Here is a 17,513-nt window from a genome sequence, read left to right on the forward strand (position 1 = left end):
CGCGCCCCACCCCCGTCTCAGGTGTTGCCGCCCGGAGTCGTCGTGGGGGGCACGAACAGGTGGGTGCGGTAGTGCGTGAGCTCGGCGATGCTCGAGCGCAAGTCCGCCAGCGCCGTGTGCCCCGAGGGCGCCTTGCGCTGGGCCACCTTGTCCGGGTACCACGCGCTCGCCAGCACCTTGAGGCTCGACACGTCCACCTGGCGGTAGTGCAGGTAGCGGTCGAGCATCGGCATGTACTTCACCAGGAAGCGCCGGTCGGTGTGGATGGAATTGCCGCAGAGGATGCCCTCGCCCACGTCGCAGTGCTGCGACACCAGGGCGGTGATCTCCTTCTCCGCCACGCGCAGGGACGTCTGCGACTCGCGCACGCGCTTGGCCAGACCATTGCGCGTGTGCATCTCCCGGACGATGGGCTCCATGCGCGCGAGCACCTCCTCGGGCTGCCAGATGACGCGCTCCATCTCCGCCCGGGGCACCAGGTCCGGGCCGGTGATGATGACGCCAATCTCGATGATGGCGGAGTCGTCGGGGTCGAGTCCGGTCATCTCCAGATCGAGCCAGACGAAACACGGGGGCGGCGGGGCGGATGCGGGCATGGGCGGCGCAGTCTACCCCGAGCCCGGCCGATTGAGAGATGATGCCGCCCCATGGAACTGACCGTCTTCAGTGGCACCGCCAACCGCGCACTCGGTGAGAACCTCGCCCGCACGCTCGGACGGCCCCTGGGCCGCTGCCACCTGGAGCGCTTCCCGGATGGCGAGCTGTACGTGGAAATCCAGGAGGACGTGCGCGGCCGCAACGTGTGCCTCATCCAGCCCACGCTGCCCCCCGTGGGCGAGAACCTGATGGAGCTGCTCTTGATGGCGGACGCGTGCTGGCGCGCGGGCGCGGCGCGGCTCATGGCGGTGGTGCCCTACTTCGGCTACGCGCGGCAGGATCGACGCACCCACCCGGGCGAGGCGCTCGGCGGCAAGCTGGTGGTGGACCTCCTGGAGCGCGGCCGCTTCGAGCGCGTGGTGGCGGTGCACCTGCACACCCCGGCGCTGGAGGGCTGTTTCGGCATGCCGCTGGAGCACCTGGACGCCAGCCACCTGCTGGCCGAGGCCGCGCGGCCCCACGCGGGAGACGGCGCGGTGGTGGTGTCGCCGGACCTGGGCGCGGTGAAGCTCGCCGAGCGCTACGCGCGCCAGCTCGGACTGCCCCTGGCCATCGTGCACAAGCGCCGCATGAGTGGCTCCGAGGTGAGTGTCCGGGGACTCGTGGGCGAGGTGCGCGGCCTGCGGCCCATCATCGTGGACGACATGATCTCCACCGCGGGCACCATCGCCGCCACGGCGGAGACGGTGCTCAAGGAGGGCTGCGCCGAGGACATCACCGTGGTGGCCACCCACGCGCTGCTGGTGGGCCCCGCGGTGGAGCGGCTGAGCCAGGTGCCCATCCGCCGCCTCATCTCCACCGACAGTGTGCCGCTCGAGCGCACGCTCCCCTTCGAGCACGCGGTGGTGGGACTCGCCCCGCTGCTCGCCGACGCCATCTGCCGCGTCACCTCCGACCGGAGATGAGCCCGGCGCGCACGCGGGGTGTGAGTCCCGCCCTTCCCCAAGGCCGCCGGGCTAAGGTGCCCGGCCATGTCCGACACGCTGCTCAGCCACCTGGAAGCCGGAGTCCTCACCCTCACCTTCAACCGGCCGCAGAAGAAGAACGCCTTCACCGGCGAGATGTACTCGCTCGCGGCCCAGGCGCTGCGCGACGCGGACAAGGATGACGCCGTGCGCGTCGTGGTGCTCGCCGGCGCGGGCGGCACCTTCACCGCCGGTAACGATTTGAAGGACTTCCTGGAGAATCCGCCCACGGGCGAGGACTCCCCCGTGTTCCGCTTCCTGCACACGCTCGCCCACTTCACCCGGCCCATCGTGGCGCGCGTGGAGGGCGTGGCGGTGGGCATCGGCACCACACTGCTGCTGCACTGTGACTACGTGGCCGCCAGCGAGCGCGCCGTCTTCAGCATGCCCTTCGTCAACCTGGGCCTGAGCCCCGAGGGTGCCTCGAGTCTGCTGTTGCCCCGCCTGGCCGGCATGGCGCTCGCCTCCGAGCTGCTCATGTTCGGCGAGCCCTTCGACGCCGCCACCGCCCTGCGCGCGGGGCTCGTCAACCGGGTGGTGCCCGACGCGGAGCTCGAGGCGCTGGTGAAATCGCGCGCCGCCGCGCTCGCCTCCCGGCCCGTGGAGTCCGTGCGCCTCACCAAGAAGCTGCTGCGCGAGCCCCTGCGCGCCGCCGTGGACGAAACCCTCTCGCGCGAGGGCGCTCTCTTCATGCAACGGCTCGCATCCGCCGAGGCCCGCGAGGCCTTCAACGCCTTCCTGTCCAAGAAAAAATAAATTTCCAATACAACTCCCACTCGGGCTGGGAAATGGACTCCCCTTCACTGGGATTCTGTTGGATTGACGGCGTCGAGGGAGTACCTGCTGGGAGCCCTGTTTTTCCGGTGTTTTCCCTGCAACTATGATGAGCCCTTGAGCGCCGCCCATGCCCGGTGGTGGGCGTGTACGGGGGAAGATGACATGCAAAGCGTTGGATGGGCGGCTGCCATGCTGTTGCTGTTGTCCGCGTGCACGCGCGTGCCGGACAGTCCCTCGACTGTCCTGACCCGGGTGCGCCCATGAGCCCCCTGCGCAGGCCCCCAGCCTTCTGGCACCGCTTCCTGGCGGTGCGCTGGCTCATCCCGCTCATCATCCTCGTCGCCGCGCTGTGCTTCTTCCTCTACACCTTCGAGGCGGACGTGGCGCAGGGCCACCTGCAGACGGAGAAACAAGCCGTCGCGGAGATGACCCTGCGGATGACGCACCTCAACAGCATGATCGAGTACCTGCTGCGCAACGGGCAGCTCGACGCGGCGCGCAAGGAGCTCTCCACCCTGAGCGGCAACTCCACCCTGCAGCAGGGGCTGCTGCTGGACGAGCAGCAGCGGGTGCTGGCCTCCATCCGGCCCGTGCAAGTCGGACTGCCCCTGCGGGACGCCTGGCCCCAGCTCGACCCGGCCGAGCACGCCCGACGCCTCGCCACCATGTTCGAGCACATGGCCGGCAACGTGCACCTGAGCGAGGACCGACAGCAGGTGGTGGGCTACTACCCCATCACCCTCCAGAGCAGCCCCGAGGGCACCCGGCACGGCCTGCTCCTGCTGCGCCAGGACCTGACGGCCCAGAAGCACGCGCGCCAGGTGGAGGCCGAGCGGTGGGCGGCGCGCTCCTGTCTGGTGGTCGCGGTGCTGGTGTGCCTGGTCAGCCTCGTGGTGCACCTGGTGCTCGGACGGCGGATGCAGCGGCTGACCGCCACCGCGCACCGGCTCGCCCGGGGCGAGCTGCACGCGCGCGCCCACCTCCGGGGCGTGGACGAGGTGGGCCTGCTCGGCCGGGCCTTCGACTTCATGGCCGAGCAGATCGACCACGGCAACCGCCAGCTCCAGGAAAGCCAGGAGCGAACCCGCGCCCTGCTCGACTCCACCGCCGAGGCCATCTTCGGCCTGGACCTCGAGGGCCGCTGCACCTTCTGCAACCGCGCCGCCCTGCGCCTGTCGGGCCACGAGCACGCGGACGAGCTCCTGGGCCGCTCGCTGCACTCCATCATCCACCCCGGCCGCGAGCCGTCCGGCGATTGCCGCGTGTGCGAGTCCTTCCGCGAGGAGGGCGCCCTGCACGGCGACGACGAGGTGCTGCCGCACCCCCGCGACGGCGACGTGCCCGTGGAGTACTGGTCCCACCCGGTGACGCGCGGTGGCGAGCGCGTGGGCTCGGTGGTGACGTTCGTGGACATCCGCGAGCGCAAACGCGCGGAGTCCACCCGCCGGCGCATGGAGGAGGGCTTCCGCGCCCTCATCGAGTACTCGCCGGACGCCATCTTCCTGCACCGCGCCGGCACCCTGCTGTTCGCCAACCGCGCCGCCGCCACGCTCCTGGGGCATGCGAGCCCCGAGTCCCTGCGCGGCCTGCCGGTGTCGGAGCTGGTGCTGCCCGGCGAGGAGGCCGCCCTCACGGTGACGAGCCAGGCGGGGCTGCCCCGCGAGGTGCGCTTGCGCCGCCCCGATGGCCGCCAGGCGGTGGGCGAGGTGATGACCGTGTCGCTGCTCTTCGAGGGCCTGGCCACCGTGGCCTGCATCACCCGCGACATCACCGAGCGCCGCCAGGTGCAGGAGCGCATCCTCGCCACCGAGCGCATGGTGTCCCTGGGCACGCTCGCCGCGGGCGTGGCCCATGAAATCAACAACCCCCTGGCCTACCTGCTCAGCAACCTGCGCTTCGTGGACGCCGAGGTGCGCGACATGGCCGGGCACGTGGCCGAGCTGTCCGGCGAAGCGGGCCTGGAAATCCAGCAGGCGCTGCGCGAGGCCATCGACGGCGGCAACCGCGTGCGCGACATCGTGCGCGACTTGAGGACGTTCTCGCGCGGCGGGGATGACCTGCGCAGCCCCGTGGACATCCACACCGTGCTCGACTCGTGCGCGAACATGGCCCGGAGTGAGATCCGCCACCGCGCCCGGCTGGTGAAGAACTACGGGACGGTGCCACGCGTGTTCGCCAATGACTCGCGGCTCGGGCAGCTCTTCCTCAACCTGCTCGTCAACGCCGCGCAGGCCATTCCCCACGGCAACGCCCACCGCAACGAGATCCGCGTCACCACCACGTGCGAGGGGGGTCAGGTGCTGGTGGAGATCCAGGACACGGGCGTGGGCATCCCCCCGGAGCACCTCAGCCGTCTCTTCGACCCCTTCTTCACCACCAAACCCGTGGGCGTCGGCACCGGAATGGGACTGTCCGTCTGCCACGGCATCGTCACCGCTCAGGGCGGGCGCATCTCCGTGGAGAGCCACCCCAACCAAGGCAGCACCTTCCGCGTGGTGCTGCCCGCCATCGAGACTCCTCTGGAGCACTTCGGCCTCGACGAGCCCGAGCGCGCCGCCTCCTGAGCAGGCCTCAGCCCGTCTTGCCCACCAGCCGCACCCGCGGCTCGGGCTCCCGGACATGCTCGGGGTTGCCCCTCAGCCGCCGCATCGCCCGTCCCAGGTCCGCCTGGGACACCTGCGGCCAGACCCCCGGAGGTGTGCGTGCCACGTTGGGCCGAGGCGCTTCGTCCTGAGCGCCTCGCTTGAAAGGCGACTCGGACACGGACAGCTCCTTCAAGTCCTCATCCTTCATGTGCCCCATATCCACCTCCTGGAAGGGTTCCCCCGTTAGTGAGGCTAATGGGTCAATTGCCATTTGGTCAAGTTTTTCTGGAATTTAACCGGGAGGGTGTTCTCCAACGGAAATAGGCTGGGGGGTCCTGTCTTGCGGTGAACGGGCTCGTACCGGAGGGTGATGGAGCACGACGCGGCGCGGCGCGGCGCGACGCGGCGTGAAAAGGCCGTGGACGGAGCGTCCCTTCAACGTGAGACGCCAGCGCTCGCCCCCGAGGTCACCCGGTCAAGGCTTCTGGATGTTGAAGAAGCTCGAGTAGATTTCACTGCCCGTCATCAACTTGGGCCAGGTGGGAGGCGCCTCGGCCACGACGTCGCCGTGCTCGTCCAGGCGGAGCATGATCATCTCATGCCGCTCGAGCGCGGGCAGGAGCATGGGCGAGTGGGTCGTCACGATGAACTGCATGCGCGGAAACACGCGCTTGAGCACCGGCACGAGCCGCACCTGCCACCGGGGATGGAGGTGGAGATCGAGCTCGTCGATGAGCACCATGCCCTCCATGTCCTCCAGGGGAATGGCCTCACCGATGTCGAGGTACATCTGCCCGATGAGATCGGCGATCCACGCGATGGTCGACTGGTAGCCCTGCGAGAGCCAGGTGGCGGGGATCTTCGTCTTCTGACCGGAGAACGCGAACTCGAAGCTGTGGGATCGGACCAGATCGCCCGGCTGCGTCACTCCGCCCCGGCCGCGCAGTTCGACCGCCTCCACATGAGGCAGCAGATGATTGTCGACGAATACCTTCTCGAGCGCGTGGATGAAGGGCTCGAAACGCGGCGTATCGGCGAACTGGTTGGCGAAGCCCGTACCGACGAGCGGTGCCTTGCCAAAAAGCGGCTCGAGCCGGTTGAGCACACGATCCTTCAGCTCGGACGCGCTGAGCGGCACCGGTAGCTGACGCTGCGTGCCGTAGCCAGCGACAAACCAGCCCGGAAGGGATTTCGCACGGGCTTCCGCGAGGGGGTTCTGAAGAGCAAGTGCATAGCCGCCCAACCAAGACAAAAGGGCGGCATCGGAACGCACGTCCTCCCCCTCGAGCTTCCAACTGAAAGGTGTCCCTTCCTCCTCCTCCTTGATTTCCGACAACAACCTCTTGAGGCGAGCCACCATCACATTGGAATCAGAGGGAAGATGGTTGTCAGCAGAGGACGCGAGCGCATTGACGGAGGCAAACAGGGATGTTCCCCGGAACGTCGACTGTCGAGGCTCGATGTCCAGAGAACTTCGCAGGCCCGGGGAGCGCTGCTCCTTGAAGAAGACCTTGGAGGCCTCGGGAAAAACGCGCCATTTCTCCATTCTGGTACCGAATTCGAAATCAGCGCGAAGCTGCACGGAGTCCTCGGCCGGTCGCCTCAAGTCCGGCAGCGAGGGCACATCCGCCAGTTGGTTGGCACGATCCGAGCCACTCGCCACCAGGGCGATCGCCTGGAGCAACGTCGTCTTGCACGCCCCGTTTTCCGCGACGAGCACGGTCCACATCCGGGGCTTTCCCTCGTGCGTGAAGTCGAGGGAGAGGTCCCGCATGCGCTTCAGGTTCTTCACGTGCAGCCGGTTGATGTACATGCGTTCTCCTCCGCCCCTCTTCTTACGCCCCCACGCGGGAGCCGTCGTGTGGATTCCTAGCGCGCGCGCCGCGGCGCGGCGAGGAAGGACTCGATGCTCGGGCCCTGGGCCGCCTTGAAGGCGATGCACAGGTCGATGGACTCCAGCACCAGGGCGAGGGAGCGGGGGCCTCCGGCGGCACGCGTCATGCGCTCGGTGAAGAACGCGGCGGTTTCCTGGCGGTGCACGGGATCGCAGTAGGACGAGGCGACCGCCGCGAGGTACGCCACCTGCTCATCCGGCATGCGCGCGGCGAGCGCGTCGTAGTTCTTCGACACGAAGGCGGAGGCCACATCCCGCGAGCGCACGTCGCTGGCCGCGCCGAACAACAACCGCCACACCTCGCGCAGATCCACGGCCGGCTCCAGCAGCAACCCCAGGTTGCGTTGGACCAGGTCCGCCTGGTGGAAGTCGCGCAGCGCGCCGAGGATCTCCTCCCGCCGCTTGCGCTCCGTCGCCGCGCTCAACGCCGTCATCATCCTCGCGTGCAGGGCCGCGTCGCCCCAGGCGGCGGCGGTGGCCAGCGTGGACTCCACCAGCTCGGCGTCGATCGCCCGGGTGTCCCCCCCGAGCCACCGCTCCGTCAGGCGCCGGGCCTCCGCCGTGAGCCGCGGGTCCCCGCCCTGCTTGCCGGCGAGCTCGAGCAGCAGGGGCCGCAGCAGCCGCGTGTCCACGTCCTCGGTGGCGCGCGGCGTGAAACCGAGCGCCCGGGCCCGCGCGCCATAGGTGTCGCGCAGGAAGCGCTGGCGGTCGGCCTGGCGCGGCTCGGACAGCAGCGAGGGCTTCATCAGCTCCAACAGCTCCAGCGAGGACTGGAACACCCGCAGGTCCTTCTCCCCGGCCAGCCCCGGCAGCAGGCCGAGCGCGTCCGCGGCGGGCATCGCCCCAGCGCCCACCAGGGCCCGCATGTCCCCGAGAAGGGCCACGCGCTCGGCGCGCGAGAGGTGACGGCTGTCGGTGGAGAGCAGTCGGCTGAGCATCCGCGCGTCCACGGAGGTGCGGTAGTAGCCCGCCCCGTCCGCGTTGGGCTCGAGCCAGGCGGGGCAGCCCCGGGCCTCGGGCAGCGGCAGACGGGCCGTCTCGGTCTCCAGGAGCGTACAGGCGCGTGCCGCCCGGGCCCCCGTGCCATGGCGCACGCACACCGGCACCTTCCAGAGCTGCTGCGTGCCACCCGCGGAGCCCAGGGGCAGGAAGCGGCGCTGGGTGAGTTCCACCTCGGGCACCCGGGCCGAGCAATCCAGCCGGGCGGTGATGAGCGGCGCACCGCCCTGCTCCAGGAAGGAGTCCAACACCCCCGACACGTCCCGCTGCGCCTCCGCCGACAGGGCGGCGATGAAGTCGCTCGCGGTGGCACTGCCGTGCTCGTGCGCGCGCAGGTGGCGGCGCGCCCCGCGCTGGAAGACGTCCGGGCCCAGCCACTGCTCCGTCATGTACAACACCGCCGCGCCCTTGCCGTAGGTGATGCCGTCGAAGGCGTTGAAGATGTCGTCCTCGCCCTGGATGGGCTGGCGGATGCGGCGCGCCGACAGCAGGCTGTCCGCGGTCAACGTGCGCGAGCGGGCGCCCACCCGCGTCAGGGGCTCGTCCCACGAGGGCTGGGTGTCCGCGACGGCGCGGCTCGCGGCCCAGGAGGCGAAGGCCTCGTTGAGCCACAGGTCATCCCACCACTGCATGGTGACGAGGTTGCCGAACCACTGGTGCGCCAGCTCGTGCGCCTGCGTTTCGTAGAAGGAGCGCTGACGCTCCACGGAGTCCTCCTCCTCGCGGGCCAGCATCAGCTCCGAGTTGAACGTCACCAGGCCCGGATTCTCCATGGCCCCCTGGAACAGGGGCACGGCGAGCACGTCCAGCTTCTCGTAGGGATAGGGCACGCCGAAGTAGCGCTCCAGCCAGGCGAGCAGTCCGGGCGTCACCCGGGCGGCATGGGCGCCCTCGGCGGCACGGCCCCGGGTGGTGACGATGCGGGTGCGCACGGCCTTCTCCCCCGAGGCCGGGGCCTCCAGGAAGTCGAAGGGGCCCACCCCAAAGGCGACGAGATAGCTGGGCAGCGGCTGCGTCCGGGCGAAGCGCCAGGTGGTGCCTCCCTCGCCCCCCGGCTCCTGGCTCACCACGGGCGTGTTGGTGACCACCGTCAGGCCCGCGGGCACGTGGAAGGTGAGCTGCCAGGGCACCTTGAAGCCCGGCTCGTCGAAGCACGGGAAGACCCGCCGCGCCCCGAGCGGCTCGAACTGGGTGAAGGCATACCAGTCACCCGCCTCGAGCGCGCGGAAGGCCCCGCTCACCTCGCGCTCGGACAGCACGCCCTCGTAGACGAGGCGCAGGTGCGCGGGACCGGGCCCAAGCGCCGCCTCGGGCTGGAAGCCGAGGAAGTCCCCCGTGCCCTTCACCTGGGAGACCGCCACCGGCACGCCCCCCACCGTCAGGGACGCCTCCTTCACCGTGAGCTCATGGCCCAACAGCCACACCGTCCGCGTGGTCTCCTTGACGTCCAGGTCGATGTCGAGCACCCCCTGGAAGGTGGGCTGGGTGGGGTCCAGGGTCAGCTCGGCCGAGTACCCCGTGGGCCGCACGCCCGTGGGCAGGCGCAGGGTGGGCGACACCGGAGGGGAGCGCGGGGCCGCCGGGGCGGCGCCAGGCGCGGACGCGGAGGCGGGTGCAGCGGACACCTCGAGACGGGTGGCGCACGCCGTCAAGGCGGCCGACAGGACGAGCGCCGCGCGGCGAAAGGTTCTGAGCATGCGCGCGGATCTAGCCCAAGACGCCTGGAGGGTGTAGCGACACGACGGAAGCGCCCCTTGCCTCGGGCACCTGCTTCCAGGTGGAGTGCCAACGTGTCCAGCTCCCTCTCCCCCTCCTCGAGTCCCACCCACGTTCCACCCGCGCCCCGTCTCTCCCAGGTGATGGGTGAGCGCCCCTCGCCCGTGGTGGGCTGGCTCGCCAACCGGGTGATGGACGCGCTGTGCGCCCTGCCCGCCTCGGTGCGCGATGGCTTCGCGCGTTTCGTGGGCTGGCTGGCGTTCACCCTGGGCATCCGCCGCCGGGTGGCCCTGGAGAACCTCGCGCACGCGTTCCCGGAGAAGAGCGAGGCGGAGCGGCGGAGCATCGCGCTCGGGGCTTACATCACCATGGCGCGCGTGGTCATCGAGTCCATCGACACGAGGGATCTCGTGAACCTGTCCTGGGTCGCCCCCGAGGCGCCCGGCGGCGACTGGGAAGCGCTCAAGGCCCATGTGGCGACGGGCCGGGGCGCGCTGTTGGTGACGGCGCACTTCGGCAACTGGGAACGGGCGGGAAAGCTGCTGCCCCAGTGGGGCGTTCCCCTGGACGCGCTGGTGCGCCCGCTGAAGGGGGCGCTCAACATGCGCATCGTGGACAACCGGGTGGCCGCGGGCGTGGGCCTCATCTACCCCAAGGGCGCCATCGCCCAGGCGCAGGAGGCGGTGGAGCTGGGCGAGTCGGTGTTGATGCTGTTGGATCAAGCGCTGCCGGCGAAGGCGGCGGTGTTCGTCCCCTTCTTCGGGCGGCTGGCGTCCACCACGCCGGCGCTGGCGGTGGTGGCCCAGCGCACCGGAGCGCCGGTGTTCGTGGTGATGGGCGTGCGGGACGCGAGCGGGCGCATCCTGCGCATAGAGGTGGAGGGCCCCATCCCCGCGCCACCGGCCCAGGAGGGGCAGGATCCCATCGTGGCGCACACGGCGGCGGTGACGGCAGTGCTGGAGCGTCACATCCGGCGCCACCCGGGCCAGTGGCTGTGGCTGCACCGGCGCTGGAAGGTGCAACCCCCCGCGGCGCAACTGACGCCGGGTGGCGAGGGGCGCGGATGATCCGGACCCTGTTCATCGGAGACGTGCACGGGTGCGCGGAGGAACTCGACGCGCTGCTGGAGGAGTGCGGCCACCGTCCGGGAGACCGGGTGGTGCTGGTGGGAGACCTCGTGGCCAAGGGGCCGGACTCGGCGGGAGTGGTGCGCCGGGCGAGGGAGCGCGGGATGCTCGCGGTGCGCGGCAACCACGACGAGCACGTGTTGCGCTGGCACAAGGGCCAGATGCCCAAACACAAGAAGCTCAAGCCCGAGCACAAGCAGGTGCTGGACACTCTCACGGACGCGGACTGGGCCTACCTGGAGTCGCGGCCCCTGCACCTGCCCTTCCCCGAGTTCAACGTGCGCGTGGTGCACGGGGGCCTGGTGCCCGGCGTCCCCTTGGAGAAGCAGGAGCCGGAGCTGATGATCAACCTGCGCAGCATCACCTCGGAGGGCGAGCCCTCGAAGAAGCTGGAGGCCGGGGTGCCGTGGGCGAGCCTGTGGCGGGGACCCGAGTTCATCATCTTCGGCCACGACGCCCTGCGCGGGGTGCAGCGCCATCCCCATGCCATCGGCCTGGACTCGGGCTGCGTCTACGGCCGGCGCCTCACCGCGTACGTGCTGCCCGAGGCCCGCTTCTACTCGGTGGCGGCGAAGCGCACGTACCTGGACATCGACGGGTAGGGAGCCCGCCCCCTCTCCGCATGCCCGATGGGCGGGCGCCCGGCCCCGCCCGCTCGCCTCGGAGCATTATCTTCCGGAGAAGAGCCTGGGAGGTCCTCATGTTCCGCTGCTCCTCGTGTGGTGCCTTCAACCGCGTGCGTCAGCCCGCGCCTCCGGGCCAGCCCACGTGCGGCCGATGCCAGCGTCCCCTCGACCTGTCGGGCGCTCCCCAGGAGGTGAACGGCGAGGCGCTCGGGCGCGCGGTGCAGTCCTCTCCCGTGCCTGTCCTGCTCGACCTGTGGGCGCCCTGGTGCGGGCCCTGCCGTGCCGCCGCGCCCATCTTCGACGCGATGGGCCGGGCCCACGCGGGCCGGCTCGTCGTCCTCAAGCTCAACACGGAGGCGGAGCCCCACGCGGCCAGCCAGTTGGGCGTCCGCGGCATTCCCACCTTCGTCCTCTTCTCCGGTGGCCGGGAAGTGGCGCGCCGCAGCGGGTTGATGCCCCGTCCTGAGCTGGAGCGCTGGGTGCTCTCGGCCACCCAGGGCGCGGGACCCTCCGCTCCGGTGTGAGGCTCAGGGCTCCTTGAAGATGGCGACGGAGGGCTCCCCCTCCGGACCCATGTAGCCGCGGTACATGCCCGAGGTGTTGAACGGCATGGCCACGTTGCCCTGCGCGTCCATGGCGATGACCCCTCCCTCGCCTCCGGCCTGGAGCAGCACCTCCATGACCATGTGATTGGCGGACTCGCTCAGCGGCAGATCCAACAGCTCCACGTGGGCACAGATGTCGCGCGCCACGCTGTAGCGGATGAAGAACTCACCATGGCCGGTGCCGGACACCGCGCAACGCTCACTGGCGTACGTCCCCGCGCCGATGATGGGCGAGTCCCCCACCCGACCGAAGCGCTTGTTCGTCATGCCTCCCGTGGAGGTGCCCGCGGCGAGGTTGCCCGCCTGATCGAGCGCCACCGCGCCCACGGTGCCGAACTTGTGGTCCCCGTCGATCGGCCCCTGGTAGGTGGAGGGACCCTGGGGCTGGCCGGGCTCCGGGGGCGCCTGCTGCTGCTTCTTCTCGGCCTCGAGCGCACGCTGCAACGACTGCCAGCGCTCCTCGGTGTGGAAGTAGTCCTCGGACACGAGCTCGAGGCCCTGCTCGCGCGCGAACGCCTCGGCGCCCTCGCCGATGAGCATCACATGGGGGGACTTCTCCATGACGGTGCGCGCCAGGGAGATGGGGTTCTTCACGTGGCGCAGGCCCGCCACCGCGCCGGCCTCGCGCGTGCGCCCGTTCATGATGGACGCATCCAGCTCGTTCTTGCCCTCGTGGGTGAAGACGGCGCCCTTGCCCGCGTTGAAGTAGGGCGAGTCCTCCAGGACGCGGATGGCGGAGGTGACGGCCTCCACGCTGGTGCCGCCCCGGGCGAGCACGGCATGGCCGGCCTGGAGCGCCTCGGTGAGCGCGGCGCGCACGGCGGCCTCGCGCTCGGGGGAGAGGGATTCGCGGGGGATGATGCCCGCACCGCCGTGCAGGGCGATGCCCCAGCGCGGCGCGGGCCGGACGGTATCGTCGGGAGCGCGCAAACGAGCCTCGTCTTCCCTCACGGTGGTGAGGGGCGTGTAGCAACCCAGGGGAAACAACAGTGCCGCCACGAGGGCGGAGCCAAGGGCAAGGCGGAGCGGAGCAGGCACGAGGCGATTTCTACTCCACCTGCCCGCCGGCCGCAGGAGGCGCCCCGCTCGCGAGACGCCTCCTCGACACTTGGGCTTGGGGCCCGCGCGTCCTACTTCGCGCAGTAGGCTTCGGCCGTGGTGTAGCCGATCACCTGGGCGACGGCGGTCGCCTTGACGACGTACTCGCTGGCGCCCACGTGCGACGGGCTCCCGCTGCACCAGTCATAGGTGTAGCCCAGACCCGTGAACGGGTACTTCGTCCCCTGCCAGGGGCTGTAGCTCTGGCCGTAGTAGTTGTTGAGCCAGGTCTTGTGGGGGGACGTGGCATCGCTGGGGTACGTCAGGGCGCACGTGGTGTCGTCGACCTGCGCGTCCGGGCAGGGCCGGAACAGATCCGACGGCTTCACCCACAGCTCCACGATCTGCCGGGTGTTGTTCGCATCGGCGGGCAGACCCAGGTACTGGTTGATGCGATTGGCGCGCTCCTGGCCCGTCAGCGTCAACGACTTGCAGAGCTCCTGCACCTGGGGGGCCGCAGTGACGAACACGTCGCGGGTGAACGTGTAGTTCCCATTCGCGTCATTCGTGTAGCCCGTGAAGGTGGTCCACACAACCACGCGCACCGCGCTCTTCTCGGCGTCCTTCCAGATCAGACGGGTGTTGGACGGGGAGATGGCGAAGAGCTCGTTGCTGATCTCCGACTGGGTCGTCTGCGCGGCATCGAGGACGGCCCGATCATAGGCCGCCTGGTCGCACACGGGGGGCCGGGTCTGGGGACCACACTCCTCCGGGTGGGCCTGGGCGTAGTCGGCCTTCTCGCAGTTCTCGGCCTCGGTGGGACCGGGACAGCCGGTGAGCGCCAACAGGGCCAGGGTGGACGGCAGCAGACGCTTGAGGGTGACGTGCTTCATCGTGCTTCTTCACTCCTGTGAAGGGACAAGGGGCCCGCACAGTCGCGCAAAGAAGCCGTCGCCGTCGATAGGCGACGTACAAAAACCCGCCCACCTCCCGACCTTCAAGAAGGTCGGAGCCTAGGAGAACACCGGGTCCTGAACGAAAGGCCCCGGCCGGGCCTCCCGAGCGGCGGGCACACTGGGAGCGCGAGGCAGCCGGACACGGAAGGTGGAACCCCGGCCCGGGCTGCTCTCCACCTCGATGCGGCCGCCATGTGCCTCCACGATGCGCCGCGCCACGGACAGACCAATGCCCACGCCGGGGGCCTTCTCGCGCGCGCTCCCCGTGCGCTGGAAGGGGGTGAAGAGATGACGCATCTCCTCGGCGGAGATGCCAATGCCCTGATCCGTCACGGACAGCCACACCTCGTCGCCCTCGCGCCGGACCTCCACGTCCACCACACTGCCCTCGCGCGAGTACTTCAACGCATTGCTCACCAGGTTGTTGAGCACCTGCTCCATGCGCGTGGCGTCGCAGCGCAGCGGCAGTGGCCCTTCCGGCAACAGCAATCGCAGTTCGTGCGCGGCGCCACTGGAGCGATACAGTTCCACCACGGAGGTGGCCAGCTCGCCCGCGTCCCGCTCCTCCAGCGTCAGCTCCAATTGGCCCGCCTCGATGCGGGTGGCGTCGAGCAGGTCTCCCACCATCCGGTCCAACCGCGACACCTGCCGGCTCACCAGGGCCATCGTCTTGAGCAGACGATCCTCGGACACGGGGCCCCGCGAGTTGACGAGCGCGGCGGACATCTTCAACGCGGAGAGGGGATTGCGCAGATCATGCGCCACGCCGGCGAGGAAGGTGAGCCGCGCCTGGCGCTGGTTCTGGAGGGAGTCGGCCATCTCGTTGAAGGTGTGCGCCATGTCGCGCAGCTCCAGGGCCCCCTCGATGGGCGCCTGGGTCCGCTCGCCGTGGGTGCCGAAGCGGCGCATGGCCCGACTGATCCCCAGCAAGGGGTGGAAGACGGCGCGTCGCATCCACACCAGCAGGACGACCACCCCCAGCACCAGGAGCACGGCGACGCCGATGCCCGCCAGGTCCGCCATCCGGTCCCAGCGATCGACCCGGGATTGCTCCACGCGCGCCTCCTGGATGTTGAGGGCGATGAGCTGGTTGATGGCCAAGAGGGTGGCTTCCAGGCGGAAGTTGAGCTCCGCGCTCATCTGTCCGGCGGGCACCTCCAACGCGCGGCCCTGGGCATCGAGGTAGAGGGAAAAGGCCTTCTCCACCTGGGTGAGCAATTCCCGCTCCTCCTGCGAATGGGCCTGACGCCGGGTCCTCTCGAGTTGGACCGACAGGTGCCGCTCGGCCTCCTCGGTGGTGCTGCCGGTCACGGCTTCCCCCCGCTGGAGCGAGCCCTGGAGCCGGTGCAGGTTGAGCAGGGTCACCTCGAAGTCCTGGGCGATCCGAATGCCCTCCACGGACGCCTGCATGCTCAGGGTGGCCCGGTGGAGGTAGGTCGTCAGGACGACGAGCGAGGTAGCGGCCACCAGGCCGAGGCTCGCGAGCAGGGCGACCGCGAACGTGATGACACGCTTGAGACTCATGTGCAGACCATCCGTTCCGTGCGACCTCTCAGCAGGGAAAGATGGGGCCCGGGTGAAGCACGTGCCGCCCCGCGGGTGACGAGACCCTGGAAGGAGGGGGAGCGACACGCCGAGCGCTCGCCCCCTCCGGGCCTTCCCGAGACACTATGCCCCGAAGCCACCCAGCGCACCGGCATGGAAGGTGGCGGCGCCCTGACTCACCCGGACGGCGGACTGGCTGAACACCTGGAAGGCCTTGCGGATGTCCTGGGCGTTGTGCCCCGGGGTGAGGATCCACTTGTCCTCGATGCCCATGCTCCGGAAGACCTTGCGGAAGTTGGTGCTGCCGTCGTCGATGCCCATGCCCGCGACGATGTGGTTCTCGGCGCGGCGCAAGTCCTCCACGAGCGCGGCGACCTCGCGGGCCCGGGCACGCTGGGAGTGCGCATCCGCGCCGTCGGTGATGAGCAGGGTGACGGTGCGGGCGGCCACGCCGTTGCGGGTGAACTCCTGCGCCTTGGCGAGCACCGTGCCGAGCAGCACCACCGCTTGATCATAGAGGGGCGTGCCCTGGTCGGGGTCGTAGTTCTTGTCGTGCATGCGCACCACGTCCTCCAGGGGCCGGAAGGGGTTGAGCACGAAGCCGTTGAGGTAGCGGGTGTGGAAGAGGACGCCGTCCTTCTGCTGGCTGGCGAGGAGCGCGTCGAGCACGAGGTTGTGGCCCTCGCACACGGTGCGCGCATGGCCCGCCATGGAGCCGGAGTCATCCGGCATGACGGTGACGAGCACGACCTCGCTGGACTGCACGTCGTCCACGCTGACGCCCAGGCCGGCTTGGATCTGCGCGCCCAGGTCCACGGTGGTGAGGGCCTGGAGGGAAGTGGGGCTGAGGACGCCCTCGGCGTGCGCGTCCTCGAGGAGCTGGGAGATGGGAGAAGAGCTCATGGCTGTTTCCTTTTCCTTTCGAGTCGGAGGGACGGCGAGGGGAGTCAGGCGATGCGCAGATCCGGCCACGAGGCGAGGGGCTGGGTGGACTTGACCAGGTGCATGCCCGCGTCGGCGAAGCGCTGGAGCGCGGCGTCGGCCTGGGGGGTGAAGTCGGCGGCGAGGCCGCCCTTGCCATCGGGGACGGTGACGGCGGACATGCAGTCGGTGAGCAGGTACACCTTGCGCGCGAGCGCGGCGTCCTGGGCGAGGATCTCCCCGAGCAGGTCATCGATGGAGCTCTTCACGCAATGGCTGGCGGCCTGGCCGGCGATGACGACGGCGTCGGCGGTGAGGAGCGTCTTGAGGAACTGGGTGTTGCGCTGGGCGAGCGGCTGCCCGTCGTGGCGGGTGAGCACCTCGGGGCGCAGCACGGAGTAGTTCTCGGTGAAGGGGTTACCGCCCTTGACCTCGGCCCAGGACTGGGCGCCGCGCACGAACGAGTGGAACAGGCGGGCCTCCTGCACCACGCCGGCGAGCGCGTGGCCGTCACTGCCGAGCAGGCAGTGGGGAGGCCACAGATAGAGGGTGTACTTGCCCGCGCGCTCCAATTCCTCGCAGTAGTACTTCACCTGCTTGAGCAGCCAGGGGTAGTTGCCGCCGCAGAGCCACTTGGCCATGGCGGGGTTGGGGCGCACCTGGCCGCGCTCGATCTGCTCGCGGGTGATTTCGCGGTGGGCGGTGAGGGGCTGATCGTCCTGGTCCACCCAGAAGGAGGGGAAGAAGATCTGGTAGGCGAAGTGCGTGTCGAGCGTGGTGGTGACGTTGGTGAGGGCGCCGAGGTTCTTGTAGATGAACTCGGCGATGCGGCGGTTGTCATCGATGGCGCCGCGGCCGCTGCGGCCCGCGACGTAGAGCGAGCCCTCGGGGAAGCAGAAGTCCTTCTGCACGTCGATGAGCAGCAGGTGCAGGTTGAACGAGTCGGTGGCGGAGGCGGCGAGACCCTGGGAGTCGCGCCAGGCGCCCGCGTCGGCCTGGAGCCGCGAGGCGTTGGGGCCGTAGGCGAACATCCCCGCGTTGGCGGGCGCGTAGAACGACGGCAGCGGAAGCTCCTGGACCTTCGAAACGGCCTTCATGGTGC

At 69.8% G+C, this 17,513-nt stretch carries 15 protein-coding genes; 6 read left to right on the forward strand and 9 right to left on the reverse strand.

The annotated features are described in order from the left end of the window. Nucleotides 1–17 precede the first annotated feature (17 nt). Complete coding sequence (orn, locus tag D187_RS26260; protein ID WP_002629368.1) at nucleotides 18–596, reverse strand: oligoribonuclease; 579 nt, start codon at nucleotides 594–596, stop codon at nucleotides 18–20. 51 nt (nucleotides 597–647) lie between these two features. Between orn and D187_RS26265 the strand changes: the two genes are divergently transcribed. From D187_RS26265 to D187_RS26275, 3 genes are all read left to right on the forward strand, one after another. Beyond that, the gene (locus D187_RS26265; RefSeq protein WP_002629369.1) at nucleotides 648–1,562 is read left to right on the forward strand and encodes a ribose-phosphate diphosphokinase; all 915 of its coding nucleotides are present in this window, start codon (nucleotides 648–650) and stop codon (nucleotides 1,560–1,562) included. Nucleotides 1,563–1,628: 66 nt separating this feature from the next. After that, a complete protein-coding gene (locus D187_RS26270; protein ID WP_002629370.1) occupies nucleotides 1,629–2,378 on the forward strand; it encodes an enoyl-CoA hydratase in 750 nt (249 codons plus the stop codon). 281 nt (nucleotides 2,379–2,659) lie between these two features. Next, the gene (locus D187_RS26275; RefSeq protein ID WP_002629372.1) at nucleotides 2,660–4,963 is read left to right on the forward strand and encodes a PAS domain S-box protein; all 2,304 of its coding nucleotides are present in this window, start codon (nucleotides 2,660–2,662) and stop codon (nucleotides 4,961–4,963) included. Nucleotides 4,964–4,970: 7 nt separating this feature from the next. On the opposite strand, the gene D187_RS26280 is transcribed toward D187_RS26275, so the two are convergent. The 3 genes from D187_RS26280 to D187_RS26290 all read right to left on the reverse strand — a co-directional run bounded on the left by D187_RS26280 (nucleotide 4,971) and on the right by D187_RS26290 (nucleotide 9,574). Then, nucleotides 4,971–5,192: a hypothetical protein gene (locus tag D187_RS26280; RefSeq protein ID WP_155893584.1), complete on the reverse strand. Its 222-nt coding sequence runs from the start codon at nucleotides 5,190–5,192 to the stop codon at nucleotides 4,971–4,973. Nucleotides 5,193–5,459: 267 nt separating this feature from the next. Then, on the reverse strand, nucleotides 5,460–6,797 hold the full coding sequence (locus D187_RS50370) for an AAA family ATPase (RefSeq protein WP_002629374.1): 1,338 nt from the start codon (nucleotides 6,795–6,797) through the stop codon (nucleotides 5,460–5,462). Between the two features lie 56 nt (nucleotides 6,798–6,853). Next, nucleotides 6,854–9,574, reverse strand: coding sequence for a M1 family metallopeptidase (locus tag D187_RS26290; RefSeq protein WP_043431566.1), 2,721 nt, complete (start codon nucleotides 9,572–9,574; stop codon nucleotides 6,854–6,856). Nucleotides 9,575–9,667: 93 nt separating this feature from the next. Here D187_RS26290 and D187_RS26295 point away from each other — a divergent pair, with 93 nt between their 5' ends. The 3 genes from D187_RS26295 (at nucleotide 9,668) to D187_RS26305 (ending at nucleotide 11,870) form a co-directional block, all read left to right on the forward strand. Next, the gene (locus D187_RS26295) at nucleotides 9,668–10,660 is read left to right on the forward strand and encodes a lysophospholipid acyltransferase family protein (RefSeq protein ID WP_002629376.1); all 993 of its coding nucleotides are present in this window, start codon (nucleotides 9,668–9,670) and stop codon (nucleotides 10,658–10,660) included. Continuing rightward, nucleotides 10,660–11,322 carry a metallophosphoesterase gene (locus tag D187_RS26300; protein ID WP_051256550.1) on the forward strand — a complete coding sequence of 221 codons (663 nt, stop codon included), beginning with the start codon at nucleotides 10,660–10,662 and terminating at the stop codon, nucleotides 11,320–11,322. Before D187_RS26295 ends, D187_RS26300 begins: the two co-directional genes overlap by 1 nt. A 98-nt stretch (nucleotides 11,323–11,420) precedes the next feature. Further along, nucleotides 11,421–11,870 (forward strand): thioredoxin family protein, encoded by a 450-nt coding sequence (locus D187_RS26305; protein WP_002629378.1) that lies wholly within the window; start codon nucleotides 11,421–11,423, stop codon nucleotides 11,868–11,870. Between the two features lie 3 nt (nucleotides 11,871–11,873). Here D187_RS26305 and D187_RS26310 read toward each other — a convergent pair whose 3' ends face one another. The 5 genes from D187_RS26310 to D187_RS26330 all read right to left on the reverse strand — a co-directional run bounded on the left by D187_RS26310 (nucleotide 11,874) and on the right by D187_RS26330 (nucleotide 17,508). Beyond that, nucleotides 11,874–12,989, reverse strand: a complete 1,116-nt coding sequence (locus tag D187_RS26310) for an isoaspartyl peptidase/L-asparaginase family protein (RefSeq protein WP_002629379.1) — start codon at nucleotides 12,987–12,989, stop codon at nucleotides 11,874–11,876. Between the two features lie 92 nt (nucleotides 12,990–13,081). After that, nucleotides 13,082–13,882, reverse strand: coding sequence for a hypothetical protein (locus D187_RS58125; protein WP_002629380.1), 801 nt, complete (start codon nucleotides 13,880–13,882; stop codon nucleotides 13,082–13,084). Nucleotides 13,883–14,002: 120 nt separating this feature from the next. Beyond that, nucleotides 14,003–15,469 carry a HAMP domain-containing sensor histidine kinase gene (locus D187_RS26320; protein WP_002629381.1) on the reverse strand — a complete coding sequence of 489 codons (1,467 nt, stop codon included), beginning with the start codon at nucleotides 15,467–15,469 and terminating at the stop codon, nucleotides 14,003–14,005. Nucleotides 15,470–15,613: 144 nt separating this feature from the next. Continuing rightward, entirely contained in the window at nucleotides 15,614–16,393 is a 780-nt protein-coding gene (locus D187_RS26325) for a hypothetical protein (protein WP_002629382.1), read from the reverse strand. Nucleotides 16,394–16,437: 44 nt separating this feature from the next. After that, complete coding sequence (locus D187_RS26330) at nucleotides 16,438–17,508, reverse strand: cysteine hydrolase family protein (protein WP_002629383.1); 1,071 nt, start codon at nucleotides 17,506–17,508, stop codon at nucleotides 16,438–16,440. Nucleotides 17,509–17,513 lie beyond the last annotated feature (5 nt).

The organism is Cystobacter fuscus DSM 2262, from assembly GCF_000335475.2.
Lineage (GTDB): Bacteria > Myxococcota > Myxococcia > Myxococcales > Myxococcaceae > Cystobacter > Cystobacter fuscus.